Source organism: Phenylobacterium sp., from assembly GCF_037968635.1.
GTDB lineage: Bacteria > Pseudomonadota > Alphaproteobacteria > Caulobacterales > Caulobacteraceae > Phenylobacterium.
In genome coordinates this window covers 1-10,856 of the sequence record NZ_JBBKVV010000117.1, presented here as the reverse complement: position 1 = coordinate 10,856, position 10,856 = coordinate 1, and the positions used below count along the sequence as shown (strand labels likewise).

The 10,856-nt window shown below is 67.9% G+C and carries 12 protein-coding genes; 10 read left to right on the top strand and 2 right to left on the bottom strand.

Annotated elements, in window-relative coordinates; genetic code table 11:
• Positions 1 to 53: 53 nt before the first annotated feature.
• From AAC997_RS14220 to AAC997_RS14185, 8 genes are read left to right on the top strand one after another with little or no spacing between them, the layout of a single operon-like run.
• Entirely contained in the window at positions 54 to 509 is a 456-nt protein-coding gene (locus tag AAC997_RS14220; RefSeq protein ID WP_340646357.1) for a GNAT family N-acetyltransferase, read from the top strand.
• A gap of 38 nt (positions 510 to 547) precedes the next feature.
• Positions 548 to 955: a Fur family transcriptional regulator gene (locus AAC997_RS14215; RefSeq protein ID WP_340646356.1), complete on the top strand. Its 408-nt coding sequence runs from the start codon at positions 548 to 550 to the stop codon at positions 953 to 955.
• 53 nt (positions 956 to 1,008) lie between these two features.
• Positions 1,009 to 2,349, top strand: a complete 1,341-nt coding sequence (gene miaB, locus AAC997_RS14210; protein ID WP_340646355.1) for a tRNA (N6-isopentenyl adenosine(37)-C2)-methylthiotransferase MiaB — start codon at positions 1,009 to 1,011, stop codon at positions 2,347 to 2,349.
• Entirely contained in the window at positions 2,346 to 3,299 is a 954-nt protein-coding gene (locus tag AAC997_RS14205) for a PhoH family protein (RefSeq protein ID WP_340646354.1), read from the top strand. The genes miaB and AAC997_RS14205 overlap by 4 nt, the downstream gene beginning before the upstream one ends.
• Positions 3,296 to 3,757 (top strand): rRNA maturation RNase YbeY, encoded by a 462-nt coding sequence (gene ybeY, locus AAC997_RS14200; protein ID WP_340646353.1) that lies wholly within the window; start codon positions 3,296 to 3,298, stop codon positions 3,755 to 3,757. The genes AAC997_RS14205 and ybeY overlap by 4 nt, the downstream gene beginning before the upstream one ends.
• The gene (locus tag AAC997_RS14195; RefSeq protein WP_340646352.1) at positions 3,750 to 4,622 is read left to right on the top strand and encodes a hemolysin family protein; all 873 of its coding nucleotides are present in this window, start codon (positions 3,750 to 3,752) and stop codon (positions 4,620 to 4,622) included. The genes ybeY and AAC997_RS14195 overlap by 8 nt, the downstream gene beginning before the upstream one ends.
• A complete protein-coding gene (lnt, locus tag AAC997_RS14190; protein WP_340646351.1) occupies positions 4,619 to 6,190 on the top strand; it encodes an apolipoprotein N-acyltransferase in 1,572 nt (523 codons plus the stop codon). The genes AAC997_RS14195 and lnt overlap by 4 nt, the downstream gene beginning before the upstream one ends.
• Before the next feature lie 58 nt (positions 6,191 to 6,248).
• Positions 6,249 to 6,707, top strand: coding sequence for a helix-turn-helix transcriptional regulator (locus AAC997_RS14185; RefSeq protein WP_340646350.1), 459 nt, complete (start codon positions 6,249 to 6,251; stop codon positions 6,705 to 6,707).
• Between the two features lie 88 nt (positions 6,708 to 6,795).
• On the opposite strand, the gene AAC997_RS14180 is transcribed toward AAC997_RS14185, so the two are convergent.
• The gene (locus AAC997_RS14180) at positions 6,796 to 7,842 is read right to left on the bottom strand and encodes a hypothetical protein (protein WP_340646349.1); all 1,047 of its coding nucleotides are present in this window, start codon (positions 7,840 to 7,842) and stop codon (positions 6,796 to 6,798) included.
• A gap of 236 nt (positions 7,843 to 8,078) precedes the next feature.
• On the opposite strand from AAC997_RS14180, the gene metK reads away from it, so the two are divergent.
• Together metK and trmB are read left to right on the top strand one after the other, a co-directional pair.
• Complete coding sequence (metK, locus tag AAC997_RS14175; protein WP_340646348.1) at positions 8,079 to 9,299, top strand: methionine adenosyltransferase; 1,221 nt, start codon at positions 8,079 to 8,081, stop codon at positions 9,297 to 9,299.
• 61 nt (positions 9,300 to 9,360) lie between these two features.
• Positions 9,361 to 10,032, top strand: a complete 672-nt coding sequence (gene trmB, locus AAC997_RS14170; RefSeq protein ID WP_340646347.1) for a tRNA (guanosine(46)-N7)-methyltransferase TrmB — start codon at positions 9,361 to 9,363, stop codon at positions 10,030 to 10,032.
• A gap of 7 nt (positions 10,033 to 10,039) precedes the next feature.
• Here the strand turns inward: trmB and ppa are convergent, their stop codons facing one another.
• On the bottom strand, positions 10,040 to 10,600 hold the full coding sequence (gene ppa, locus AAC997_RS14165) for an inorganic diphosphatase (protein ID WP_340646346.1): 561 nt from the start codon (positions 10,598 to 10,600) through the stop codon (positions 10,040 to 10,042).
• Positions 10,601 to 10,856: the final 256 nt, after the last annotated feature.

The window sequence follows — 10,856 nt, the reverse complement described above, 5'->3', positions numbered from 1 at the left end:
CTCTATCTCCGCGCCCCCGACGCCAAGCTGCCGGGCGGCCGCGACCTGCCCCCATGAACCTGCGCCCCGCCGCCGAGGGCGACCTCGAGGCCCTCTCCTTGGTTCACCGCCGCGCCTTCACACCCGGCTGGAGCGCCGACGAGATCGCCGACCTGGCCAGCGGCCCCGGCGCCTTCGGCCTGATCGTGGACTCCGAAACGCCGCTCGGCATGATCCTTTGTCGCGCCCTGGCGGGCGAGGCCGAGGTCCTGACCTTGGCGGTTGATCCCGACGCCCGGCGGCAGGGCGTGGCCCGCGCCCTGGTCGCCGCGGCCGCAATCGCCGCCAAGGCGGCAGGGGCGGAAGCCATGTTCCTGGAGGTGGCTGTGGACAACGATCCGGCCCTGGCCCTGTACGAAGCGCAGGGGTTTGTTCGCGCCGGCCGCCGGCCCAGCTATTATGACCGCGGCGGTGGGATCTATGTGGACGCGGTCGTCATGCGCCTCGACCTCGGCGGCGCGTCCCTTTAGACCTGTCGCTACGGTAATCGGAAATCAGGAGACGGTTCGTGGACCGGATCGAAAATCTCTGCGTCGAAAAGGGCATGCGCATGACCGAGCAGCGCCGCGTCATCGCGCGCGTGCTGTCGGCGGCCCATGATCACCCGGACGTGGAGGAACTGTATCGCCGGTCCCACCAGGTGGACCCGCACATCTCCATCGCCACGGTCTACCGGACCGTGCGGCTGTTCGAGGAGGCCGGCATCATCGCCCGCCACGACTTCCGCGACGGCCGCTCGCGCTACGAGGAAGCCACCGAGGTTCACCACGACCACCTGATCGACATGAAGTCGGGCAAGGTCATCGAGTTCGTCGACGACGAGATCGAGGCCCTGCAGGAGGCCATCGCCCGCAAGCTCGGCTACAGGCTGGTGGATCACCGCCTGGAGCTCTACGGCGTCCCGGTCGAGGATTGAGGTCGGTCAGGGCGGCTTGCGCGCGATTTTCCACAGCCGCATAAGCTGACGCCATGTCCGACCCCGCGCCCACCCGGCGTCTCTTCATCAAGACCTACGGCTGTCAGATGAACGTCTATGACAGCGAGCGGATGGCCGATGTCCTGGCCCCCCTGGGCTACGCCATGACCGCCCGCCCGCAGGACGCCGACCTGGTGGTGCTCAACACCTGCCACATCCGCGAGAGGGCCACCGAGAAGGTCTATTCCGAGCTCGGCTATATCAAGCAGATGAAGCTGGCCCGCCAGGCCGCCGGCCAGTCCATGACCATCGCCGTGGCGGGCTGCGTCGCCCAGGCCGAGGGCCGAGAGATCATGCACCGGCAGCCGGCGGTGGACCTGGTCATCGGACCCCAGGCCTATCACCAACTGCCCGAACTGATCGCCCGCACCCACCGCGCCAAGGGCGAGCGTCTGGTCGCCGACTTCGCCGCGGAGGCCAAGTTTGATCGCCTGGGCTCCGACCGCAATCCGTCCGGGGTCACCGCCTTCCTGACCATCCAGGAGGGCTGCGACAAGTTCTGCACCTTCTGTGTGGTGCCCTATACGCGGGGCGCGGAGTTCTCGCGGCCCGTCGAGGCGATCCTGGCCGAGGCCCGCAGCCTCGCCGAACAAGGCGTGCGCGAGGTCACCCTGCTGGGCCAGAACGTCAACGCCTACAGCGGGGAGGGCGGCCTGGCCGGTCTGGCGCGGAAGCTCTCAGAGATCGAGGGCCTGGATCGCATCCGCTACACCACCAGCCATCCGGCCGACATGGACGAGGCGCTGATCGCCGCCCACGGCGAGGTCGAGGCCCTGATGCCCTATCTTCACCTGCCGGTGCAGGCGGGGTCCGACAAGATCCTGCGGGCCATGAACCGGGCCCACACCGCCGACAGCTATCTGCGGTTGGTGGAGAAGATCAGGGCGGCGCGGCCCGACATGGCCATGGCCGGCGACTTCATCGTCGGCTTCCCCGGCGAGCGGGACGCGGACTTCGAGGCCACCCTCCAGCTGGTGGCTGAGGTCGGCTACGCCGGCGCCTTCTCCTTCAAATATTCCCGCCGCCCCGGCACGCCGGCCGCCGCCATGCCGGGCCAGGTGACCGAAGAGGTGAAAGAAGAGCGGCTTGCCCGCCTCAACACCCTGTTGGACGAGCAGCAGACGGCCTTCAACGAAAGCCAGGCGGGACGGACCCTGCCGGTGCTGTTCGAGCGCGCCGGTCGTCATCCAGGTCAACTTTCCGGCCGCAGTCCCTATCTACAGGCGGTGCATGTGAGCGGGCCGGGTCACCTGATTGGCCAGATCGTTCCCGTGCGCATCGAGAGCGCGGCCAAGATGAGCCTCGCCGGGTCCCTGGCATTGGAGTTTGCGTGAGTAAGGCGCCTGAGTTCATTCCCCTGTCCGACATCGCCGTGCGCGCGGTGGGTGGGACGGCCAGCCGGCATGCGGCCCTGATCGAGGACGCCTTCGATGTGCTGATCGAAACCCCCGGCGGCGGGGTCTCGATCAATGGCGACTCCAAGAGTCGCGCCGCCGCCAAGCGGGTGGTGGAGCAGATCGCCGAGCGCGCCGATCGCGGGCTCGAAATCAACGAGGCCGACATCCGCGTGGCCATCGGCCAAGTCCGTGTTGGCCGTGGCAGCGCGCCGGGCAGCCTGCCCACCGGCAAGCGTGGCCAGGTGGCCCCCAAGACGCCGGGCCAGGCCCGCTATCTCCAGGCGCTCGCCGCCTGCGAACTGGTCTTCGGCCTGGGCCCCGCCGGCACCGGCAAAACCTTCCTGGCCGTGGCCCATGGGGCGGGCATGCTGCTGCGCGGCGAGGTGGAGCGCCTGATCGTCAGCCGCCCGGCGGTGGAGGCGGGCGAACGCCTCGGGTTCCTGCCCGGCGACCTGTCGGAAAAGGTCGACCCCTACATGGCTCCGGTCTGGGAGGCGCTCACCGACATCCTGGGCGCCGACCAGTTCAAGCGCCGGCGCGAGAAGGGCGAGATCGAGGTGGCCCCCATCGCCTTCCTGCGCGGCCGCACCCTCAGCCATGCCTTCGTCATCGTCGACGAAGCCCAGAACACCAGCCGCCTGCAGATGAAGATGGTGTTGACCCGTCTCGGCGAGGGGTCACGCATGGCGGTGACCGGCGACCCCAGTCAGATCGACTTGGTGAACGCTTCGGACTCCGGCCTGGCCCACGCGGTCGGCCTGCTGGAGGGCGTCAAGGGCGTGGGGGTCAACCGCTTCACCGTCGATGACGTGGTCCGCCACCCGATGGTGGAGCGCATCGTGCGCGCCTATGACGCCGACGCCGCCAAGCGCGGACGCACCATTTGATCGATGTCGAGATCGAGGACGAGGCCTGGGCGCAGGACCTACCCGACGCGCCGGCCCTGGTCGTGGCGGCGGCCCATGCGGCGCTGGCCGCCGCCCAGCGCGAGGGCGCGGTGGTGGTGCTGCTGACCGATGACGCCGGCGTCCAGGATCTCAACAACCGCTTCCGGGGCAAGGACAGCCCCACCAACGTGCTGGCCTTTCCGGCCCCGCCAAACCCTGAGGATCACCTGGGCGACGTGGCCCTGGCCCACGGCGTCTGCGTCCGCGAGGCCGCGGAACAGGGCAAGTCCCTGGCCCACCATCTGCAACACCTTGTGGCGCACGGGGTGCTGCATCTTGTAGGGTACGACCACGAAACCGACGACGAAGCCGAGGACATGGAAGGTCTGGAGCGCGTGGTCATGGCCGGTCTGGGGGCGCCTGATCCCTACGGCGCCGAACAGGGAGACGATGGCTAGTTCCGAAGACCCGCCCGCAGTCGCGCGCAAGAGCCGCGGCATACGGGCTTTCCTGAGACGGCTTCGCGGCCCGGGCGGGATCGAAATCCCGCCGACTCCGGCAGACCTTGTCGGTGATCGCATGGTCGATCAGGCCCAGGCCTTCCAGACCCTGAGGGTCGAGGACGTCATGACCCCCCGCGCCGACATCGTCGCCGTGGAACTCACCACCCCCTTGGCTGGCGTCGTGGAGCGGTTCGTGGAGGCCGAGCACAGCCGCATGCCCATCTATCGTGAGACCCTCGATGATCCGGTGGGCGTGGTCCACGTCAAGGACGTCTTCAAGCTGCTGGCGGGCCCCCGGCCCAAGGGCGGAAAGCCGCCGGCCCCTACCGACGCCATCCTGCAGAAGGTGCGCCGCGACGCCCTCTACGTGCCGGCCTCCATGCGCGCCGCCGACCTGCTGTTGCGTATGCAGACCAGCCGCATCCACATGGCCCTGGTGATCGACGAGTTCGGCGGCACAGACGGGCTGGTGACGCTGGAAGACCTGGTCGAGGCCGTGGTGGGCGAGATCGACGATGAGCATGACGAGGCACAGGCGGCCGGCGTCATCGCCCGGCCAGGGGGCGTATTCGAGGCTGACGCCCGCGCCCCGCTGGAAGAACTGGAGGCCGCGGTGGGCGTCGAACTGGCCCCGCCGGACCTCGAGGAAGAAATCGACACCGTGGCGGGCCTGGTTACGGCCCTGGCTGGCCGGGTGCCGCAGCGGGGCGAGGTGATCAGCCACCCGGGCGGCTTCGAGTTCCAGGTCACCGACGCCGATCCGCGCCGGGTGAAACGGGTGCGGGTGCGGCGGCTGCCCGAGCCGGACATCATCATTTGAATCTGCCCCTGACGCCGGCCTGGCGCGCGCGCATCCTGGCGGTGGTCGCCGGGATCGGCGCCGGTCTCGCACATCCGCCCTTCGGCCTGATCGTCGGCATCGCCGCCTATGGCCTGCTGATGTGGCTTGCAGAGACCGATGGCCCACGCCCCCTGCGCTCGGCTTTCTTCCGGGGCTGGCTGGCCGGGGTCGGCTATTTCGCGGTGAGCACTCACTGGATAACCGAGCCCTTCCTGGTGGACGCGGCCAACCAGGGCTGGATGGCCCCCTTCGCCCTGCTAGCCATGTCCGGGGGCCTGGCGCTGTTCTGGGGCCTGGCTTCCTTGATCTATCGCGCCGCTGACGTGAAGGGCCCCTGGCGGGTTCTGGTGTTCGCCGGCGCCCTGGCGCTGTGCGAATGGCTGCGCGGCCACGTGCTGACCGGCTTCCCCTGGGACCTGCCCGGGGAGAGCTGGCGGGCGGGCTCGGCCCCGTCCCAGGCAGCCTCCGTTGTTGGGACCTATGGACTCTCCTGGATCACTATCGCCCTGGGCGCGGCCGTCGCCCTGTTGTGGGAGACCGGCAGGACCCGGATCGTGGCGGGCGGCGCCATTGTCGCCACCTTGGCGGGTCTCTACGGCCTCGGCGCCCTGCGTCTGGCGGGCGCAGAGCCTTCAGGTCCCGACGCGCCGATGGTGCGCCTGGTCCAGGGCAATATCGACCAGAAGGAGAAGTGGCGGCCGGAGAACCTGGACATGGTGTTCTCCACCTATGTCCGCCTGAGCACGCAGGAGGCCAAGGTTCGCCCGGACATCATCGTCTGGCCCGAAGGCGCCCTGCCCGCCGTGATCGATGACCTGCTGGCGCCGGGCAGTCCCTATGCGACCCGCCTCACCAACGCCCTGCAGCCGGGCCAGACCCTGATGATGGGCGCCAACCGGGTGGGTCCTGGCGCGGCCGGCGGGGTCGACTATTTCAACAGCCTGGTGGTCCTGCGCCGCGATGCGTCGGGTCTGAGGGTGACCGGCTACTACGACAAGCACCGATTGGTGCCCTTCGGTGAGTTCCTGCCGTTGGGGGACTTGGCGACGAAGCTCGGAATCCGCAGCCTGGTGCACATGCCTGAGGACTTCACCGCCGGACCGCCGCCCCGACCGATCCACCCCGAGGGCGTGCCGGCCGTGCAGCCGCTGATCTGCTATGAGGCCCTGTTCCCCGGCTTTGCGTCCGACGCCGCCCGGCGCGGCGGCGGGCGGGCGCAGTGGCTGCTGAACGTGTCCAACGACGCCTGGTTCGGCGCCAGCAGTGGGCCGTGGCAGCATCTGAATATCGCCGCCTACCGCGCCATCGAGGAAGGCCTGCCGATCGCGCGCGCCACCCCCACCGGCGTATCAACCATGGTCGACGCCTATGGCCGCCCCATTTTGGGCTCCCGTTTAACCCTTGGCGAGGAAGGAAATATCGACGTTCGGCTGCCGCCGGCGCTCGCCCGTACGGTGTATTCGCGTTTCGGAGACGGGGGATTCGCCATCATGTTGCTGTTATCCGCGTTCATCGCGGTAGTGGGACATATCCGGCGAGCACGTTGAGTTGACGCAAGCGTCATCGTTTTGACGACGGCGATCGACCTCGTCTATTGGGAAGCACATGGCCAAGGAATTCGACGTCGACCGATCCCCCAATCCGGTCGACCTTCACGTGGGATTGCGTATCCGGCTCCGGCGCAAGGAGTTGGGAGTCAGCCAGGAAAAACTGGCCGATTCGATCGGCCTGACATTTCAGCAGGTCCAGAAGTATGAGCGCGCCGCCAATCGGGTGAGCGCCTCGAAACTGTGGGACATGGCGCGCGCGCTTCAGACGTCGATTTCCTACTTCTTCGACGGCCTGCCGGACGCCGAGCTCAATGCGCCGGCCTCCAGCGATGGTCCGTCCCCGGCCCACGCCTTCCTGATGACGCCTGAGGGCATGGAACTGGCGGCGGTGTTCCCCAAGGTCCGCCGCGCCCGCGTGCGCCGCCGCATTCTCGACCTGGTCCGCGCCATGGTCGACGAGGATGACGGTGAACCGGAGCCCGCCGCGCCGCGCGAGCCCGTCCAAACCGCCTGACCAGGGCCACGCGGGTCGCGGCGTCCATGCATCGGACGGGGAGGGTCGCGCTGTGGCGCTGAGCGGACGCCGGCCCAGTCTCGGCCCGCTACCGCAGTTTCAGGGCCAGAATCACCAGCAGGGCTGAGAGTCCCAGGTGCAGCAGCATGAAGCGCACCAGCACCTGGGTGTTGGACCAGCCCAGCTCCTTGCGGCAGTGGTCGTGCAGGGGAAAGCGGATGCCGGCCAGGATCTTCAGGCCGAAGAATCGCAGCAAGGCCACCTTCACCAGGCCCGTCGCCCCGTTCAGCAGGATCACCGAGCCCACCAGCAGCAAGAACAGGGGATTGTTGGTGGCCACCACCAGCATGCCGATCAGCAGGCCGAGCGGCCGGGACCCGGCGTCCCCCATCAGGACCAGGCTGGGGGCGGCGTTGTACCAAAGGTAGCCCGCCACGCAGCCCACCATCAGGAAGGCCATGATCGCCCAGCTGGCGCCCTCACGGCTGACCGGGATGTTGAGGTGGCCCGCCACCACCTCATTGCCGATCACCGCGTAGAGCAGGCCCCCCAGCAACAGGATGGCCGTCCCTGTCAGGCTGCCTGAGACCCCGTCCACGCCGTCGGAGCAATTGGTGGCGTTGATGGAGAGCCAGATCATTGCGGTGCCCAGAGGGATCGAGAGCCAGGGGCCGAGGGTCAGCACGCCCTTCCAGCCGGGCAGCCAGATGGTGGCGGGCATGAAGCCGTAGATCACCACGGCGGCGCCGAGCGCGATCGCCAAGTCCATCACCGCCAGCTGGTATTCCGAGAACCCGCCGCGCCGGTCATCGAAATAGCCCACCAGCATGGCCGCCAGCATCAAGGGCAGGGTCAGCAGGCAGCGTGCGTCGAAGGGCACGAAGATCAGGCAGGCGATGCAAAAGATGCTGACGAAGATCAGTCCGGCGCTCACCGGCTTGCCGACGCTCATCTCCGCATTGACGGCGAAGGCCCGTCCCCGGTCGGTGGGCAGGCGCGACCACAATTTCGGCAAGACGATCCAGGTGGCGAGCGCGCTGGCGGCGAAGCCGGTGGCCGCCAGGAAAAAGAAGGAATCGAATAGCCGCAACGGCCCCCAGGCCTGTCCCAAGGTGACGTGGATCCAGCTCAGCATGCGGGTCGGGCCTAAGGTGAAGGAGAAGACGCCCCATCTAGCGGGCGCCAAATCGCCCCGGCAAAGGGAAACCGGCGCTTGGCCGGCGATTCATCCGGCAGGGGTGGAGCAAGGTTAAACCGTCGCGCGCCGCGCGGCTCCGCTTGCGGGATATAAAGATTTCTTTATAGGATTTCCGCGACGTTCCAGATCGCCGCCTCTGCCTGCGGCCCTTGCGCATTTCCCGGAGCCTTCTCTTGAGCCGTTCCTCCTACATCTTCACCTCCGAAAGCGTTTCCGAAGGCCATCCGGACAAGGTCGCCGACCGCATCTCCGACACCGTGGTCGACGCCTTCCTCGCCGCGGAGCCCGAGGCTCGCGTCGCCTGCGAGACTCTGGTGACCACCAACCGCATCGTGCTGGCCGGCGAAGTCCGCGCCGGTAAGCCGGGCGCCTCCAAGGCCGAGAACAAGCAGATGACCAAGGACATCCTTGGCACGCTGGAGCCTCTGGTCCGGGCCGCGGTCAAGGACATCGGCTACGAACAGAAGGGCTTCCACTGGCAGAAGGCGAAGTTCGCCAACCACCTGCACGCCCAGTCGGCCGACATCGCTCAGGGCGTCGACTCGTCCAACAAGAAGGACGAAGGCGCCGGCGACCAGGGCATCATGTTCGGCTACGCCTGCGACGAGACGCCGGAACTGATGCCGGCTACCCTGCAGTACTCGCACAACATTCTGAGCAAGCTGGCCCAGGTGCGTCACTCGGGCGAGGCCCAGGGCCTGGAGCCCGACGCCAAGAGCCAGGTGACCCTGCTGTACCAGGACGGCCGCCCGGTCGAGGTGATGCAGATCGTGGTCTCCACCCAACACGCCAAGAAGATCGGCGAGAACGCCGCCTCGTCGAAGCGCATCCTGGAGCTGATCAAGCCCTACGTGCTCGGCGTCTTCCCCGACGGCCTGGTGACCAAGAAGACCAAGTGGCACGTCAACCCGACCGGCAAGTTCCTGATCGGCGGGCCGGACGGCGACGCGGGCCTCACCGGCCGCAAGATCATCGTCGACACCTACGGCGGCGCGGCCCCGCACGGCGGCGGCGCCTTCTCTGGCAAGGACCCGACCAAGGTGGACCGCTCGGCGGCCTATCTCTGCCGGTATCTCGCCAAGAACGTCGTGGCCGCAGGCCTGGCCCGGAAGTGCACGATCCAGATCAGCTACGCCATCGGCGTGGCCAATCCGCTGTCCTTCTATGTCGACCTGCACGGCACCGGCGAGGTCGATGCGGCCAAGCTGGAAAAGATCCTGCCCGAACTGGTGGGGGGCGCCACGCCGCGCGCCATCCGCGAGCACCTGGGCCTGAACAAGCCGATCTACGCCCGCACGGCGGCCTACGGCCACTTCGGCCGCACGCCGGACAAGGACGGCGGCTTCTCCTGGGAGAAGACCGACCTCGTGGAAAAGCTCCGCGCGGCCATCTAACTCGACCCGGCGGCGGGATTCGTCTCGCCGCCGTCAGTTGCCTGGGCTAGAGGGCGCGGCCATGGATAACCACCCGCCCCTCCGGTCCTTCGGCCGCCTCAAGTCGCGGCCGATCAAGCCGCGTCAGGCCGCCCTGATGGACAGCCTGTTGCCGTCCATCCGCGCGCCGCTGGACGATTTCGACCCCAAGAGCCTGATGCCCGCCGCCCGTGAGGTCTGGCTGGAGATCGGGTTCGGCGGCGGCGAGCACATGGCCGCCCAGGCCGCTCGCGCGCCCGACACCCTGATCATCGGCGCCGAGCCGTTCCTGAACGGCGTGGCCAGCGCTTTGCGCCATGTCGAGGAGGCCGGCCTCCAGAACGTCCGCATCCACGACGATGACGTCCGGGAGCTGATGGCGCGGATGCCCGCCGCCTGTCTCGACCGCGTCTTCGTGCTGTTCCCCGATCCCTGGCCCAAGGCGCGGCACAACAAGCGCCGGCTGATCCAGGCGCAGACCGTCGCCGAGCTGGCCCGCCTGCTGAAGCCCGGCGGCCGTTTGCGGTTCGCCACCGACTGGGCCGACTATGCCGACTGGACCCTGGAGCGGGTCCTGGCCGGCGGCCTGTTCGCCTGGCCGGCGGAACGCGCCGAGGACTGGCGCGTCCCGCCCGCCGACCACATCACCACGCGCTATGAGGAAAAGCGCCTGGGCGACTGCGCGCCGGTGTTCCTGGACTTCGTGAAGGCCTGAGAGCGATCTACTTCAGGAGCTTGGCCTTCTTGGCCGCTTCGGTTTCGTTGTGCAGCTCGATGCCCTGGCGGATCAGTTCGCCGGTCTCTTCCGGATCGGCCCAGCGGACGATCTCGACGGACTTGCCCTTTTCCAGGTCCTTGTAGTGCTGGAAGAAGTGGGCGACCTGCTCGGTCAGGATCGCCGGCAGGCCGCGCCAGGAGTCGAGCCCCGCATAGAAGGGGTGCAGCTTGTCCACCGGCACGGCCAGGATCTTCTCGTCGTTGCCGGCCTCGTCCACCATCATCAGGCAGCCGATCGGGCGGCAGCGGATGATGGCGCCGGGCACCACCGGGGTCGGGCCCACCACCAGGATGTCCATGGGGTCGCCGTCGCCCGACAGGGTGTGGGGGATGAAGCCGTAGTTGCCGGGATAAAACATGGCGGTGTGCAGGAAGCGGTCGACATAGATCGCGCCGCTTTCCTTATCGAGCTCGTATTTCACCGGCTCGCCGCCTTGCGGAATCTCGATGATGGCGTTGACGTCGTAGGGCGGATTGACGCCCACCGAGATCTTGGAAATGTCCATGGGGAGATGGCCTTTTCACACACAGGAAAGAAGTAGGCGCGGTCTTTGGACTATTCGCAGGCGCGGATAAAGGCCCTGCTTGTCGCAAAGCCTGACGGGAAAGGGTCCTGCGTCCATGGCGCGCATCTTCATCATCGGTCCGGGCGGAGTCGGTAAGACGACGGCGGGGGTCGAACTGGCCCGGCTGCTGGACTGCGCCTTCGTGGACCTCGACCAGCAGTTCATGACGCGGGTCGGTCATATCGGCGAGGTGATC

Coding starts and splice junctions, on each gene's coding strand:
- AAC997_RS14220 (WP_340646357.1), top strand. CDS start 54: ATGAACCTGCGCCCCGCCGCCGAGGGCGACCTCGAGGCCCTCTCCTTG.
- miaB (WP_340646355.1), top strand. CDS start 1,009: ATGTCCGACCCCGCGCCCACCCGGCGTCTCTTCATCAAGACCTACGGC.
- AAC997_RS14195 (WP_340646352.1), top strand. CDS start 3,750: ATGGCTAGTTCCGAAGACCCGCCCGCAGTCGCGCGCAAGAGCCGCGGC.
- AAC997_RS14185 (WP_340646350.1), top strand. CDS start 6,249: ATGGCCAAGGAATTCGACGTCGACCGATCCCCCAATCCGGTCGACCTT.
- AAC997_RS14180 (WP_340646349.1), bottom strand. CDS start 7,842: ATGCTGAGCTGGATCCACGTCACCTTGGGACAGGCCTGGGGGCCGTTG.
- trmB (WP_340646347.1), top strand. CDS start 9,361: ATGGATAACCACCCGCCCCTCCGGTCCTTCGGCCGCCTCAAGTCGCGG.
- ppa (WP_340646346.1), bottom strand. CDS start 10,600: ATGGACATTTCCAAGATCTCGGTGGGCGTCAATCCGCCCTACGACGTC.